Origin of the sequence: Bacillus sp. FSL L8-0528 (assembly GCF_038593085.1) — a bacterium.
GTDB lineage: Bacteria > Bacillota > Bacilli > Bacillales > Bacillaceae > Bacillus > Bacillus paralicheniformis.
In genome coordinates this window covers 2,064,320-2,082,773 of the sequence record NZ_CP151961.1, presented here as the reverse complement: position 1 = coordinate 2,082,773, position 18,454 = coordinate 2,064,320, and the positions used below count along the sequence as shown (strand labels likewise).

Below are 18,454 nucleotides of genomic sequence, written 5' to 3'. Positions count from 1 at the left end.
ATGGTGCAGCAACCGGAAATACAAGATATCTATCCTTTATCTTTTATGCAGGAGGGCATGCTGTTTCATTCGCTGTTGGATCAGGAATCTAGAGCCTACTTTGAACAGGCATCATTTACGATAAACGGCTCGCTCGATACAGAACGGTTTCAAAAAAGTTTAGACGCGCTGATTGAACGCTATGATATTTTCCGCACTGCGTTTATACACAAAAATGTGGTAAAGCCGCGCCAAGTCGTGTTAAAAGAGCGGCAAATCCGCCTTCAATTTGTTGATATTTCTCATCTAGACGAGGCGGCTAAAGAAACATTTGTCGATCATTTCAAACATGACGACAAGAAAAAAGGATTTGATCTGCAAACAGACCCTCTTATGAGAGTATCTATCTTAAAAAGGGCACATGAACAATATCATTGTATTTGGAGCCACCACCACATTTTAATGGATGGCTGGTGCTTTGGTATTGTGATGAAAGAATTTCTTGCGATTTACAAGGCTTTAGGAAAAGGGCAGCTTCCTGATTTTGAACCGGTTCAGCCGTTCAGCAAGTATATTAAATGGCTGATGCGACAGGATCGAAAAGAAGCTGAAGCCTTTTGGAAAACAAGGCTTGTCGATGTCAAACAAACCGCATCACTTCCCAAAACATCGTCATCCTCAAAAGGAAAGCTTGAGCAGATGGCATTCACCATATCTAAAGAACAGACTGAAAGGCTGCGAAAATTGGCCTTGAAAGCAGACGCAACGCTGAACACGGTTTTTCAAGCATTATGGGGAATCATTCTGCAAAAGATCAACCGCTGTGATGACGCAGTCTTCGGCTCCGTTATTTCCGGGAGGCCGTCTGATCTTGAGGACGTAGAAAAAATGGTCGGGCTTTTCATTAACACCATTCCCGTCCGGGTCAAAAGCGGGCCGGAGTCCTTTTTGACATTGGTCAGCCGCTTGCAGCAGGAATCACTGAAAGCGGAAGCGTACAGTTATTATCCTTTATATGATATTCAGGCGCAAAGCACGCTGAAACATGAGCTGTTTGACCATATTGTCGTATTTGAAAACATACCGGCCCAGCGCGAAATTGAAAGTCTGAATCAAGCTGATGCGTTCGATTTCACAGTCGATCATTTTGATATGGAGGAAGTTACCAACTATGGATGCAGCATTAAAATCATTCCGGGAAGCTCGCTTTATATTCGCATAAATTTTGATATCGGACTGTATGATCCAGCCATGATGAAAAAAATCGAACTGTATTTACGCCATATCATCGGCTCTGTCATCGCTGATCCCAATCAACAAATCGCACAAATTGCATTGCTTGGCGAAGAAACTGCCAAAAAGATGCTGTACGAATTCAATCAAACAGAGCTCGCTGCACCTTTAGCGCCGACGCTGCATAGCTTTTTCACCCGCCGCGCGGCTCTGTCGCCGAACATGCCGGCGCTTCGTTTTTCCGGCGGTATCTTAACGTATCGAGAGCTTGATCAGTATACCAATCAGCTCGCTATTCGGTTGAGGAAAAAAGGCGTGGCCAAAGAAAGTGTGGTCGGCGTGCTCGCCGACCGTTCACCGGAGATGGTGATCGCGGTGCTGGCTGTTTTGAAAGCCGGCGGCGCTTACGTGCCGCTTGATCCAGACTATCCTGAAGAACGGCTCAGATACATGTTGAGCGACAGCGGTGCCAAGCTTCTCGTCACAGGGCCGGGTTTGTCCGTCTCCGGATTTTCCGGGGAAACGCTTGAAGTCAACCTGTCATCACTTCGAACGGAACCAGCGGAGACCGAACCGGTTTGCGCTCATACGGATGGCGGCTCACTCGCCTATGTCATCTATACATCCGGTTCAACCGGGACACCGAAGGGCGTCGCGGTTGAGCACCGACAGGCTGCCGCCTTTTTGTCCGGGATGCAGCGCCAGTTCCCATTAACTGAAGATGATGTCATCGTGCTCAAGTCATCGTTTTCATTTGATGCTTCGATCTGGCAGTTGTTTTGGTGGATGATTCCCGGCGCCTCCATGTATTTGCTTCCGCCGGGCTGGGAGAAAGATCCCGCTTTGATGACAGAAGCCTTCGTCAATGAAGGGGTGACAACGGCGCATTTTATCCCGGCGATGGCCAACAGCTTTTTAGATCAGGTCGAGATGGAAACAGAGGAGAAAAAGACAAGCCTTGCGAAAACCTTGAAACGCGTATTCGCCGGAGGTGAAGCGCTCGCTCCCCAGACAGCAGCCCGGTTTGCCCGGTGTTTGCCGGAAACTGCGGTCATTCACGGCTACGGGCCGACAGAAGCTACGGTGGATGCCGCATTTTATCTGTACGACCACGAAAAAGACAGAGAACGGATGCGGCTTCCGATCGGAAAGCCTGTACCAGGGGCCCGACTTTATATTTTAGACAGTGAGAAAGCCGTCCAGCCGATAGGGGTGGCCGGAGAACTGTATATCGCAGGCACGGGTGTCGCACGGGGCTACTTGAACCGTCCGGAGCTGACGAAAGAACGGTTTCTCGATGACCCCTTTTATCCAGGGGAACGCATGTATCAAACGGGCGATCTGGCGAGATGGCTCCCGGACGGCACCGTTGAATGGCTGGGCCGCACGGACGGCCAAGTGAAAATCCGCGGCTACCGAATCGAACCGGGAGAAGTCGAAGCGGTGCTTCGCCAGATCGACGGTGTGCGGGAAGCGGCGGTTGTCGCCCGGACAGAAGGGGAGGAAACCGCGCTTTACGCCTATATTGAAGGTCAGGATCAACAGACCGTAAGGACAGAGCTGGGCAAACGCCTGCCGGCCTATATGATGCCTTCATCCTTCATCGAGATGAAAAAATGGCCTGTCACTCCGAGCGGAAAGCTTGACCGCAAGGCGCTGCCCGCTCCCGGCGGAGCGGCTGAACGACGCGCTTACACCGCGCCGCGAACCATTACGGAAATGAAGCTCGCCAAGCTTTGGGAAGAGGTGCTGAAATACGGCCCTGCCGGCATTCGCGACCACTTTTTCGAACAAGGCGGCCACTCGCTGAAAGCGACTGCGCTCGTCTCCCGCATCGCCAAAGCGTTTGGCGTGCAGGTGCCGCTGAAGGAGATCTTCGCCAAGCCGACACTGGAAGAGCTCGCCGCCGTGATTCAGGAATTGGATGAAAGCCCGCATGCGGCGATTGAACCGGCGGAAAAACAGGACACCTACCCGGTGTCCTCGGCGCAAAAGCGGATGTATGTCCTTCAGCAGCTGGAAGACGGCGGTGTCGGCTATAATATGCCGGCGGCGCTTAAGCTGACAGGACCGCTCGACCGCGCCCGGCTTGATGAGGTTTTCAGGCAGCTGATCCGCCGCCACGAATCGCTCAGGACGTCGTTTGAAACCGGGGCAGACGGCGAGCCTGTCCAGCGCATCCATGATGATGTCCCTTTTCAGCTCATGGAGTTGACGGCGGCTGAAGACTTTGTCCGTCCGTTCCGGCTTCAAAAAGCGCCGCTTTTCCGCGCCGCTCTTGTGAAGGAAGCGGAGGAGAGCCACCTGTTGTTGGTAGACATGCATCACATCATTTCCGACGGGGTGTCTGTCGGCACCTTAATCCGCGAATTCAGCGAGCTGTACGCCAGCCGGACGCTTCACCCGCTGCGGATTCAATATAAAGACTACGCCGTCTGGCAACAGGCATTCAAACAAGGGGAGGCGTACAAAAGACAGGAAGCCTATTGGCTGAAGCAGCTCGACGGAGAGCTGCCGGTGCTTGCGCTTCCGGCCGACAACGCCCGCCCGGCGGTGCGAAGCTTTGCGGGTGGTACAGTGTCCCGCACGCTTGATGCAGAAACGACAGCCGGCCTTTACAAGATTGCCCGCGACAACAGCTGCACCCTGTATATGGTTCTTCTCGCCGCATACAGCACGCTTCTTGCCCGTCTCAGCGGACAGGAGGATATCATCATCGGTTCACCGATCGCCGGAAGGCCGCACAAAGACTTAGAGCCTGTCATCGGCATGTTTGTCAACACATTGGCGATCAGAACGCAGCCGGCAGAAAACAAATGTTTCAGTGATTTCTTAAGAGAGGTCCGCGAAACGGCGCTTGAGGCGTTCGAGCATCAGGATTATCCGTTTGAAGAGCTTGTCGACCGCCTCGATGTCGTCCGTGATATGAGCCGCAATCCGTTGTTTGACGTTATGTTCGCTCTGCAAAATATGGAGCGGGAATCACTGACTCTGCATGACTTGCATTTGACGACTGTAGCTCATAACGCTCATAAAGTCTCTAAGTTTGATATGACTTTTTATGCAGCTGAAGAAGATCAAGAGACAATCCGTTTTGATATTGAATTCAATACAGACATCTATCAAAAACAAACGATCAAGAAATGGCTTTCCTACTATATTCATATTCTCCATCATGTGATCAAACATCAGAACATTCATCTCGGAGATATCCATGTATTAGATGAACATGAGACAAGCTCATTCATTCACACATTTAATCAGACAAAACAAGACTACCCGAAACACGAAACGATCAGCCGTTTATTTGAATATCAAGCAGCCAAAACACCTCATGCCCCGGCCGTTATACATGATAGGCAAACCTTGACTTACCGTGAACTAAACGAACGCGCCAACAGAATAGCCGCTGCGCTTCGAGCAAATGGCGTCGGTTCAGAAAGTGTTGTCGCACTATTAACAAGTCGCACCCCTGAACTTGCGGTCGGAATTCTAGGTATTTTAAAAGCCGGCGGAGCCTATCTTCCCGTCACTGAAGACATGCCGACAGAACGGCTGGAATGGATGTTGTCTGACAGCAATGCTGTGATGCTCCTCCAATCAGATCGATTAGAATCTCATATGGCAGGAAAACGGTTATTCATAGAAGACATCCAGCTTGAGGCCGGCATTTCAGCAAACAATCCCGAACAGCAGGGCGGTCCTGATTCTCTCGCTTATATCATGTATACATCCGGATCAACCGGCACGCCAAAAGGCGTAATGGTTGAACAGCGCGGCGTCGTCCGTCTCGTGAAAAACAGCGATATGGCATTTTCACCTGAAGACAGGATTTTATTGACAGCGTCATTGGGATTTGACGCGATGACATTTGAAGTATTCGGACCGCTATTAAACGGTGCTTGTTTATACATCAGTGACAAGGAAACTTATTTAGATTCCGATCGGCTCAAGACATTCATACAGCAGAACGGAATCACGACTTTATGGCTGACATCATCCTTATTTAATCAATTATCAGAACAAAATGAACGAACATTTTCCGACCTGTCCAGATTGATTCTCGGCGGAGAAGCCCTGTCGCCAAACCATGTCAATCGCGTTCGCAACGCGACGCCGGATCTCGCGCTATGGAATGGCTACGGCCCAACGGAAAACACAACATTCTCAACGTGCTTCCGGATTGAACACGAGTATAAGCATTCCATTCCGATCGGCCGCCCAATCGCTAATTCAACCGCTTATATTGTCAACAGCCGCGGGAGATTGCAGCCCATGGGTGTCATCGGAGAATTATGCGTTGGCGGGGACGGGCTAGCCAGAGGCTACTTCGGGAGACCTGAACTGACGAAAGAAAAATTTGTGCCAAATCCCTTCGCACCTGGTGAACGAATGTACCGGACCGGTGACCTGGCCCGATGGCTGAAGGATGGGACGATTGAATATATCGGCCGGGTGGATGATCAAGTGAAAATTCGCGGCTACAGGATTGAGCTGGGAGAAATTGAAGCAGCATTACGGCAGATTGACGGTGTCAAAGAAGCCGCTGTCATCGTGCGAACCGATCCCTCAGGACATAAAGAACTCCTTGCCTATATGAGTCTGCAAGCGGAAATGAATATCGAGAAAGTCAGATCTCTTCTTTCTCAGCAATTGCCCGCGTTTATGATCCCGGCGCATTTGGTTGAGCTTGCCGCCTTGCCTCTGACACAAAACGGAAAGCTCGACAGAAGAGCGCTGCCTGAGCCGGAGACCACAACAATCAACACAGCATACGCCCCTCCGCGCAACCAGCTGGAGGAACGGCTTGCCGTGATCTGGCAAGAGGTGCTCGGCGTTGAAAAAGTCGGGATTGAGGATTCGTTTTTTGAACTGGGAGGCGATTCGATTAAAGCCCTCCAAGTATCTGCGCGCCTTGGACGGTTTGACTTAAAAATCACGGCAGGCGACTTATTCCGCCATCCAACTATTAAAGAAGCCGCACCTCTCATCCGCAAGACGGAGAGAAGTATAGATCAGCGGCCGATTGAAGGAGAAGTACCTTGGACGCCCGTTCAGCGCTGGTTCCTCGCACAGCATATCGAAGAGAGGCAGCATTTCAACCAATCTGTCATGCTTCACAGCTCAGAAGGATTTCAGGAACAGCCGCTGCGAACAGCTTTACAGCATCTTGTTATCCATCATGATGCCCTCCGCATGACAATCATCGATGACGGCGGCCAGCTGCAGCAATTTAACAGGGGAATTCATGGAGAACTTTACAGCCTGAACATAAGAGACCTTTCTAAAACGGCACAATGGGAGAACATGATTGAAGACGAAGTCGCTGATTTGCAGCGCAGTATCCATTTGCAAACAGGTCCACTGCTAAAAGCAGGCTTGTTCAACACAATGTCGGGAACTTATTTATTTCTCACCATTCATCATTTGGTCGTCGACGGGGTCTCATGGCGGATTTTGCTTGAGGATTTATCGGCAGCATACAGTCAGGCGGCCGCAGGACAACCGGTTCAGCTTCCGCGGAAAACGGACTCATACCAATATTTCGCAAACCGGCTTGCCGAATACGCAGAGAGCAGCAAGATCATTCGCGAGCAATCGTATTGGCGCACTGTTGAAGAAGAAAAAGCCGCTTTACTTCCTTGCGAAAAACCGCATAGCGCTGCGGACAACATTCGGAAAACGGAAAGCTTTACCCTTTCCGAAGAAGACACACACGTTTTAATCCACAAGGTCAACAACGCCTACAACACAGACACCCAGGATATTCTGCTGACGGCAGCATCATTAGCCCTGTGTGATTGGATGGGAGAGAGGAAACTGCGGATCGCGATGGAAGGACACGGGAGAGACCACACCCTTCCTGAATTGGATATCAGCCGGACAGTCGGTTGGTTTACCACAATATATCCTGTGTTGATTGATTTACATGCAGCCGAAGGCGAGTTGGGGCTGGCGGTGAAAACAGTCAAAGATACACTCGGCAGAATACCGGACAAAGGAATCGGATACGGTATTTTGAAATATTTAACATCCCCTGAAAACAAAACAATCCAGTTCGGCACAGCGCCTGAAATCGGTTTTAACTATTTAGGGCAATTCAATGATACAGAACGTCAACAAAAGTTCAGCTTTTCGGGGCTTGCAAGCGGGAAAGACATTACACCTACATGGCAGCGTGAGCAAACGCTGGAGATGAGCGCCATGGTAAGGCAAAATCAGATGCATTTCAATTTGAGCTATCCGCCAAGCCGGTTCCATACAACAACAATGAAACAGCTGCTGCACATGGTGAAACATAATTTGCACCAAATCATCAAACATTGCGCATATAAACAAGAAACAGAGAAAACGGTCAGCGATTTTAGCAGCCAATCGTTAACAGCGGAAGATTTGGACAATATTGCGAGCTTTGTCGAAGAACTGTAGGAACAGGAGGCAGGGAAAAAATATGACAAAAAAACATGAGATTCAGGATATTTATCCGCTTTCTTATATGCAGGAAGGCATGCTATTTCACACCCTTCTTAACAAGGACACACAGGCATACGTCGAACAAGCCTCATTTTCAATGACAGGAAAGGTTGACACCGGCATTTTTCAGAAAAGCATCGCTGCTCTGTGCGCCCGGCACGACATTTTCAGAACGATTTTTGTCAGTCAAAATGTATCCGTTCCGCAGCAGGTCGTCTTAAAAGAACGGACGATCACCGTTGAAGAAAAAGATCTGACTCATTTGGACCGATCCAGCCAGCTCAGATTGATCGATGACGTCAAAAAAACAGACAGAGCCAAAGGATTTCATTTGCAAAAAGATGGATTGATGCGCGTCATTCTTTTCAAAACAGGAGAACGCGAATTTACATGTATATGGAGCTTCCATCACATCATTATGGACGGCTGGTGCCTCGGGATTGTCCTGAAGGAGTTTTTCCATATATACGCTTCCCTTTTGCACCAAACACCATTAAAGCTTGAGCCTGCTGTGCCTTACGGGAGCTATATTCAATGGCTGATGGAGCAGGACAAAGAAGCCGCCGCCCGGTACTGGGAGGGTTATCTTGAAGGATATGACCAACAGAGCCGGCTGCCGAAGCAAAAAAAAGCGGGCGCCAAAAACAGACAAGAAGAAGTCACCTTTACCCTTTCTAAAACAGTTACGGATAAGCTGAAAGCGCTGGCCGCAAAGGAAGAAGTCACATTGAGCACCATTTTTCACACGCTTTGGGGAATGTTGCTGCAAGCTTATAACCAGACGGATGATGCGGTTTTCGGTTCGGTTATTTCCGGCAGACCGGCTGAAATTGCAGGGATAGAGCGGATGATCGGCCTTTTCATTAACACGGTGCCGGTGCGGGTTACCGGTATAAAAGTGCCTTTTGTGAAACTGATCAAACAAGTGCAAAAAGATGCGCTCAATGGGCAGCCGTACAGCTACCACCCGCTCTATGAGATACAGGCGGAATCCGCCGTCAAACAAGGCTTAATCGACCATATTCTTGTTTTTGAAAATTATCCTGTTGAAAAAGAAATCGCACTGCTGAACAGCGGACAAGATGCAGAGGATCTGTTTCGCATTCATGATTTCAACATGGAAGACGAGACCAACTACAGCTTTTATCTCATGGTGGCACCAGGTGAAAACATTCATCTCAAAATGAGATTTGATTCCGGCATCCATGAACGTTCCTTCATCGAAAGCGTCAAAGGCCATTTGCAGCATATCATCGCACAAGTGCTGGAAAATCCGAATTTGACCCCGGAGGAATTGACGATCACAACACAGCAGGAACAAAAAGACCTGCTCAGCGCGTTGAAAATAGAGACTAAGCAGCGTGAATATGAAACGATCCAGTCGATGTTCGAACGTCAGGCGGCACAATCCCCTGATGAAAAAGCAATTCACTATGAAGGGCAGTCGATCACTTATAAAGAGCTGAATGAAATGGCAAACAAACTTGCGCGCCTTCTCCGAAAACGGGGTGTCAAACGCCAGGAGCCGGTGGCGATCATGGTCGAACGATCTCCCGCATTAGCGGCGGGAGTCCTCGGTATTTTAAAAGCGGGTGCGGCTTTTGTTCCGATTGACCTGAGCCATCCTGCCGAACGCATTCGCTATTGCATAGAAAACAGCGGCTGTCAGCACATTGTATCACAGCGTCATGTAGCGGCTTTAGCAAAGTCAGCCGCAACAAAACGATCTGTGACATTCATAGAAGAAGCAGATGCGGAAAGAGACGGAAGCAATGTCGAGACGGTAAACACACCGGAAGATTTGCTTTACATCATGTATACATCTGGAACAACGGGGAAACCGAAGGGTGTTTTATTTGAACATCGAAATATGGCCAATTTGCTTCATGACCAATTTGAAAACTCACGTATTGATTTCAAAACAAATGTGCTCCAGTATGCATCTTGTGCGTTTGACGTTTGCTATCAAGAATTGTTTACAACTTTGCTTAGCGGCGGCACGCTTTGCATCGCGCCTGAATCAATCAAGCGCGACCCAGCTCAGTTGTTTTTGTTGATCAATACACAGCGAACAGAAGTCGTCTTTTTCCCGACGGCTTTTGTGAAGATGCTTTTTAATGAGGAACACTATGCGAACCACTTTCCAAACTGTGTGAAGCATGTTATCACTGCGGGGGAGCAATTGACGGTCTCGCATATTTTTAAGGCATTGCTAAAGCGGCGCGGCATACACTTGCATAATCATTACGGCCCGGCGGAAACCCATGTCGTCACGACATGCACCATTCATCCTGAGGGAGACATCCCGGATTCTCCGCCGATCGGAAAACCGATCAGCCAAAACGCCTTGTATATCCTTGACAAATACAAACGGCTTCAGCCCTGCGGTGTAGCAGGGGAGCTTTATATATCCGGCGCGAGCGTCGGGAGAGGATATGTTAACAATCCAGTCTTGACAAAACAGAAATTTTTGCCCGATCCGTTCAGAGCGGGAGCCGTCATGTATCGAACAGGAGATATCGCAAGGCTTCGTGCAGACGGACAAATGGACTATATCGGCAGGACGGATGATCAAGTGAAAATCAGGGGCTACCGGGTCGAACCGAAGGAAATTGAGGTGACATTGGCAAATCATCCTGCTGTTAAGGAAGCGGTTGTCCTGGTTCAAAAAGACAGTGAAGGGGAACATGAATTGTGCGCATACTACAGCACGCGGAAACCGATCGACCCTTCTGCATTGCGTCACGATTTGGCCGACGCCATCCCTGACTACATGATGCCAGTAAAATGGACTGTTGTGCCAGCGATTCCGCTTACCGTAAATGGAAAAGTCGATAAAAGCGCCCTCCCAGAACCAACATCATCTGCTTCACATCAGTTATACACCGCACCTCGCAATTTGAACGAGCTCAGGCTTTCACAGCTTTGGGAAGGTCTACTGAAAAGGGGGCCGGTCGGCATCCGCGACAACTTTTTTGAACTGGGCGGCCATTCTTTAAAAGCAACATCGCTCATCTCTCGCATCGCCAAAGAATGGAACGTTCAGATTCCGTTAAGTGATGTCTTTGCCCATCCGACCGTAGAAGGGTTGGCAGCAGTCATCAGTGAAGCGGAGGAAAACCCGTTTGCTTCGATTCAGCAAATAGAGAAGAAGGAGGCATATCCGGTTTCTTCCGCACAAAAAAGGATGTATGTTCTGCACCAGCTTGATGACGGAGGAGTCAGCTACAACATTCCGGCCGTTTTGGAGCTGACAGGCGCGCTCGATCGACAGAGGGCGGAAGCTGTATTTCGCGAACTGATCCGCCGGCATGAACCCCTTAGGACATCATTCGAAGCAGGAGAAGACGGCGAGCCGGTGCAGCGGATTCATGAAAAGGTGCCGTTTGCTTTTTCAAACGAATCTTCATCTGAATCATTTATCCGGCCGTTTGATCTTGGAAAGGCTCCGCTTTTCAGGGCGGGCTTAGTGACCATTGAAAAAGGACGATATCTGCTTTTAGTGGACATGCACCATATTATTTCAGACGGTGTCTCCATCCAATTGCTTATGCAGGAATTCAGCGAGCTGTATAAAGGACATGAACTGGCCCCGTTGCGCATTCAATACAAAGACTATGCAGCATGGCAAGAAACATTCAAAACAAGCGACATATACAAACGGCAAGAATCGTATTGGCTCAAACAACTGGCCGGTGAGCTGCCAGTGCTCGAATTGCCGACGGACAAACCGCGGCCCGCGGCAAAAAGCTTTGCAGGTGACAGGGTTACGTTCGTGATCAGTCAAGAGCTTACATCACGTTTACAACAGCTCGCAGGAGAAAACAGATGCACACTGTATATGACGCTTCTTGGGATATATACCGTTTTATTATCACGGCTAAGCGGGCAGGAAGAGATCATCGTCGGTTCGCCGATCGCGGGCAGACCGCATGCTGACCTTGAATCCGTGCTCGGAATGTTTGTGAACACATTGGCTTTTCGAACACGTCCGGTGAGCGGAATATCTTTCAAACAATATTTACAGGATATTCGAGAAACAGCGCTAGAAGCCTATGAACACCAGGACTATCCGTTAGAGGAGCTGGTTGACCGCCTCGGCGTTCAGCGGGAGATGAGCCGAAATCCGCTCTTTGATACAACGTTTGCACTGCAAAATATGGAGCGGCAACAATTGTCGATGGAGGGGCTTGAGCTTCGGCAGAAAGATATCAGCCACCCGATTTCTAAATTCGACCTGTCACTGTACATGGCCGAAAGCGGCGGACAAATATACTGTCAGTTTGAATACAGTACAGATTTGTTTGAACGGAAAACGATTCAAAAATGGGCCGATTTTTTTAAAACTTTGGCTAAAAACGCTGCACAGCATCCGGAGTTGGAACTGGACCATTTGTCAATCCTTTCGAAAAAGGAAGAAAGCGCACTTCTGCACAACTTCAGCCCGATGCAAAAAATCGATTTCCCACTGGATCAGCCGCTTCATCATCAGCTCGAGCAGCAGGCGGAAAAGACGCCTGATCGTCCGGCCGTTTTGGCGGATGGCGTCTCCATCTCCTACAGAGAACTGAATGAACGAGCCAATCAAATTGCATGGAAGCTGATTGGCCTCGGTATTCAACAGGAAGATGTGATTGCCGTGATGGGGAGACGTTCACCAGATATGCTGATTGGAATTTATGGCATTTTAAAAGCGGGAGCTGCTTACGTGCCGATCGACCCGGATTATCCTGAAGAACGAATCCGTTTTTTAATGAAGGACAGCGGCGCAAAGACCTTGCTTGCAGAATCTAATCTATCGATGTTTGAGGGAACCATTTTGCCGCTAGATGGCGGGCGCGAGAATCACGGAGAAGCGGCAGCCAATCCGAATCTCCCGGTGTCGCCCGATGCCTTGGCCTATATCATCTATACATCCGGCTCAACGGGACGCCCAAAAGGCGTCATGGTGGAACACAGGTCCGCGGTCAACTTTTTATACTCACTGCAAACCCGCTACTCACTTAACGACTCGGACATCATTCTGCATAAAACGTCTTACTCGTTTGATGCTTCAATATGGGAGCTGTTCTGGTGGCCATTCGCCGGGGCTTCTGTTTATCTGCTTCCTCAAAGAGGGGAAAAAGATCCTGAAATCATCTTAAAAGCGCTGGAGGAAAAGGAAGTTACAGCGGCCCATTTTGTCCCTTCTATGCTTCACTCATTCTTGGAATATATGAATCATAGAAAAAAACCGGCCAACATCAGACATTTAAAAAGAGTCTTCGCAGGCGGCGAGCAGCTGGGGGCACACCTCGTCTCCCGTTTTCATGAGCTTCTGCCGGGAGTGGAATTGACAAATTCCTACGGACCGACGGAAGCGACGGTAGAAGCGGCATACTTTGATGTCCCTAAAAGGAAAACACTTAACCATGTCCCGATCGGCCGATCAGGACACAATATGAGACTCTATATTTTAAATAAAAAGCGGCAGCTTCTGCCGTTCGGCTGTCGAGGAGAACTGTATATCGCAGGCGCGGGTGTCGCAAGGGGCTACTTGAACCGTCCGGAGCTGACGAAAGAACGGTTTCTCGATGACCCGTTTTATCCAGGGGAACGCATGTATCAAACGGGCGATCTGGCGAGATGGCTCCCGGACGGCACAGTTGAATGGCTGGGCCGCATGGACGGCCAAGTGAAAATCCGCGGCTACCGAATCGAACCGGGAGAAGTCGAAACGGCGCTTCGCCAGATCGACGGTGTGCGGGAAGCGGCGGTTGTAGCCCGGACAGAAGGGGAGGAAACCGAGCTTTACGCCTATATTGAAGGTCAGGATCAACAGACCGTAAGGACAGAGCTGGGCAAACGTCTGCCGGCCTACATGATGCCTTCATCCTTCATCGAGATGCGTGAGTGGCCTGTCACTCCGAGCGGAAAGCTTGACCGCAAGGCGCTGCCCGCTCTCGGCGGAGCGGCTGAACGACGCACTTACACCGCGCCGCGAACTATTACGGAAATGAAGCTCGCCAAGCTTTGGGAAGAGGTGCTGAAATACGGCCCTGCCGGCATTCGCGACCACTTTTTCGAACAAGGCGGCCACTCGCTGAAAGCGACTGCGCTCGTCTCCCGCATCGCCAAAGCGTTTGGCGTGCAGGTGCCGCTGAAGGAGATCTTCGCCAAGCCGACACTGGAAGAGCTCGCCGCCGTGATTCAGGAATTGGATGAAAGCCCGCATGCGGCGATTGAACCGGCGGAAAAACAGGAGGCCTACCCGGTGTCCTCGGCGCAAAAGCGGATGTATGTGCTCCAGCAGCTTAAAGAAGACAGTACAGGCTACAATATGCCGGCAGCGCTCGAGTTGGCAGGTCCGCTTGACCGTGCGCGACTTGATGCGGTTTTCAGCGAACTGATCAAGCGTCACGAATCGCTCAGAACGTCGTTTGAAACAGGCACAGACGGTGAGCCTGTCCAGCGCATCCATGACAAAGTTCCATTCCAGCTTACAGAGGAGGCATCAACAGAACACTTTGTCCGTCCGTTCCAGCTCCAAGAAGCGCCGCTTTTCCGTGTCGCTCTTGTGCAGGAGGCGGAGGAGCGCCACTTGTTATTGGTGGACATGCATCACATTATTTCCGACGGGGTGTCTGTGAACACGCTCATCCGCGAGTTTTGTGAGCTGTATGCAAACCGGACACTTGACCCGCTGCGGATTCAATATAAAGACTATGCCGTCTGGCAGCGGTCATTCAAAAAGGGGGAAGATTACAACAAACAGAAGGACTATTGGCTGAAGCGTCTTGACGGAGAGCTGCCGGTGCTTGCGCTTCCGGCCGACAACGCCCGCCCGGCGGTGCGAAGCTTTGCGGGTGGTTCAGTGTCCCGCACGCTTGATGCAGAAACGACAGCCGGCCTTTACAAGATTGCCCGCGACAACGGCTGCACCCTGTATATGGTTCTTCTCGCCGCGTACAGCACGCTTCTTGCGCGTCTCAGCGGACAGGAGGACATCATCATCGGTTCACCGATCGCCGGGCGTCCGCACAAAGACTTAGAACCTGTCATCGGCATGTTTGTCAACACATTGGCGCTCCGAACGCATCCGGCCGAAAACAAATGTTTCAGCGATTTCTTAAGAGAGGTCCGCGAAACGGCGCTTGAGGCATTCGAACATCAGGATTATCCGTTTGAAGAGCTTGTCGACCGGCTTGATGTCGTCCGTGATATGAGCCGCAATCCGTTGTTTGACGTTATGCTTGTCGTACAAAATATGGATCGCCAAGAGCTTTTCCTGGATGGACTGCATATTCAGCCTGCCGATATGCCTCAGACTGGGGCGAAGTTTGACCTGACGCTGCAAGTTTCAGAAGGGGATGAACACATACATTTTCGGTTTGAATATGCATCATCTTTATTTAAACAAGATACGATCGAACGCTGGGCATCACATTTCACGACAATGCTTCAGCACATTGTCCATGCGCCGCAGACAGCGTTACATGACATCAGCATGCTGACAGCTAAAGAACAACAGCTGCTGATGTCAAACTTCAACAGAATGCCGGAACAACACCGCCCTAACATAACCGTTCACGAACTATTCGCCCGCCAGGCGGAAAAATCGCCGAGTGCAACTGCACTCATCACTCGGGAAGGGGTGCTCACTTATCAAGAATTAGACGAATGGTCCAACAAAATAGCGAGAACATTGCAAGATCAAGGGATTGGTCCGGATCTCGCTGTAGGTATTATGATTCCTAAATCAACAGGCTTGATCGCAGCCGTTCTCGGAACTTGGAAAGCAGGGGGCGCCTATGTCCCAATTGATCTTGGATATCCGGACGAGCGCAAACAATATGTATTAGCCGACAGCGGAGCAAAACTGCTGATCACCGATAAAAAAGCAATTCATCAAGTACCTGATGGTTTTAAAGGCGAAGTGCTTCTGATTGAAGATGTACAGGAACAGGACACCTCACCTATTCTAACTGCTTCCGGGCCTGATCATTTGGCATATATCATCTATACATCAGGTACGACGGGCAAGCCAAAAGGCGTCATGGTGGAACACAGAGGAGTCGCTTATACAGTTCAGTGGCGCAGTGCTTTTTATGAATTTCATGATCATGATATCGCACTTCAGCTTTCCTCATTTTCTTTTGACGCATTTGTCACAAGTATGTTTGCACCGCTTATATCAGGAGTGCAAACCGTTATCCCGGCTGAGGAAGAAGCGAAAGACATTCTCGCTATTAAACAATACCTGGCCGATTACGGCATTACGCATATGAATCTCGTTCCGATTCTATACCGGACACTGCTTGACGTATTGCAGCCGGAAGATGTACAAACACTTCGACTTGTCACATTAGGAGGCGAAGCGATTGAACCGAATTTGCTGGATCGCAGTTTCTCGCTCCGCCCTGACATAGAGATTTCCAATGAATACGGACCGACAGAAAGCAGCATCACGGCCACTGCGGCCAGAAGATTAAAACGACAGGAAAGCGTCACGATCGGCCGGCCGATCGGTTATACAAATGTTTATATTTTAAATGGAGATCACTTGCAGCCTATCGGAGTCACCGGAGAACTTTGCATTACAGGACCGGGGCTTGCAAGAGGATATATCAATCTTCCTGAGCAAACGGCAAAAGCTTTCGTTCAAGATCCGTTTCATCCGGATCAGCGCATGTATCGGACGGGAGATTTGGCGAAATGGCTGCCGGACGGCACATTGCAGTATGTCGGCAGGATGGATGAACAAGTCAAAATCAGAGGCCACCGGATAGAGATAAAAGAAGTTGAAGCGGCACTCTCCGGCCTTGCCGGAGTAAAAGAAGCGGCAGTGGTGGATTCTGTTACCGCAGCAGGTCATAAGGAACTGTGCGCTTATATCGTTGTTGAAGACGGCGCAGATTGCGGCATGGTGCGCAAAGCTATGGCCAAAAAAGTGCCGTCTTACATGGTACCGGCGTTTTTCCAAACGCTTGATGCATTGCCTACCATGCCAAACGGGAAGCTGAATAAGCCCGCACTTGCAAAGATCCCGCACAAGGAAGAGACTAGGCAAACATTTACGGCTCCGGCCACTGATATTGAAAAAGAATTGGCTGCCATCTGGCGCGGGGTGCTCGGTGTGGACAAGATCGGAATTGATGAATCATTTTTTGAGCTTGGCGGAGATTCCATTAAAGCATTGCAAGTCTCTGCGAGATTGCATCAATCAGGAAAGCAATTGGCCGTAAAAGATATCTTCAGCCATCCGACAATCCAAGAATTGGCGCCATATGTCCGTTTATCACAACAACCGATCAGCCAAGCATCTGTAGAAGGCGAGATTACATGGTCACCGGTGCAAAAATGGTTCCTGTCTCAAGATATAAAAGAAGCCCACCATTTTAATCAGTCGGTTATGCTGCATCGGTCAAATCCGTTAGATGAAGATGCATTGAAGAAAACGCTAAAAGCGATAACCGTCCATCACGATGCACTCAGGCTAATATGCGCCAAAGATGAACAAGGGAACTTGCGCCTGTACAATCGTCCAGCGAACATCGGGGAGGACCAGCTTTACAACCTGCGACTCTTCAATCTGACCGGCGAGCCAAAAGATCATGAACACATCATCAAACACCAAGTTCGCAAGCTGCAAAAAGCAATGGACTTGGAAAACGGGCCGCTGGTCCAAGCCGGGCTTTTCCGCTCAAGCGAAGGAGATGATTTGTTTCTTGCTATCCATCACTTGGCCGTCGACGGCATATCATGGCGGATTATCCTGGAAGACTTGGCAGCCGGCTATGAGCAGGCGATTCGCGGAGATGACATAGCACTCCCGCCAAAAACCGCATCATTCCAGACATATACCGAGCAATTAGCCAAGTATGCAGAAAGCCGGCGACTATTACAGCAAGCAGACTATTGGCGCGCCATCGAACAACATGAAACAGTTGCACTGCCAAAAGAGCAGACACATATCGACAAATCCGCTTTGAAAAAACGAAACACCGTATCATTTACTTTAGCTCAACAAGAAACAGACGCGATTCTAAAAGATGTGCACAATGCTTACAATACGGATACCCAAGACCTGCTATTGGCGTCAGCGGTACTCGCTATATGGCAATGGGTGCCGCAAAAGGCGCTAAAAATCGCGCTTGAAGGGCACGGCCGTCAATCTGAGGCGGTACATCCCGATATCAGCCGAACCGTAGGGTGGTTTACTTCCATATATCCAGTATTGCTTCAGCTTGAACCCAATACACGGGGTGTCCATCATGAAGAATATATGATCCGCACATTAAAAATAACAAAAGACACGTTAAGGCGGATACCTGATAAAGGATTTGGATACGGGGTTCTCAAATATATGACACCGCCTGAAAAAGCAAAGATCGAATTCGGCAAAGCGCCCGATATCACCTTTAACTATTTAGGACAATTTGAAATCGGAAACCGTGCGCAAACCGAAACAGAACAGCTTGATGCATTTACATTTTCTCCTTTGGGAGGCGGCGAGGATATCACCGGCACTTGGAAGCGTGAACAGTCGCTGGACATCAGCGCACTCGTAGCCGAAGGCAAACTGACCGTTAACATGACATATGAAACAGGTCGTTTTCAAAAAGAAACCATTGAGCGGCTTTCCCAAGATTGCCAGTACTATCTCAGAAAGCTGATGAACCATTGCCTCGGCAAAACTGAAACAGAGAAGACCGTCAGCGACTTTGATGATCGCGAGTTGACCGAGGAAGCTTTTAAAAATATAACCGACTTACTCGGATTTCATTAA

2 protein-coding genes are annotated in these 18,454 nt (G+C 49.6%); both read left to right on the top strand.

Translation table 11 applies throughout. The features are described from left to right. Positions 1-7,641: an amino acid adenylation domain-containing protein gene (locus MHI30_RS10535; RefSeq protein ID WP_342410046.1), complete on the top strand. Its 7,641-nt coding sequence runs from the start codon at positions 1-3 to the stop codon at positions 7,639-7,641. A 22-nt stretch (positions 7,642-7,663) separates the two neighbouring features. Next, on the top strand, positions 7,664-18,454 hold the full coding sequence (locus tag MHI30_RS10530) for a non-ribosomal peptide synthetase (protein ID WP_145699646.1): 10,791 nt from the start codon (positions 7,664-7,666) through the stop codon (positions 18,452-18,454).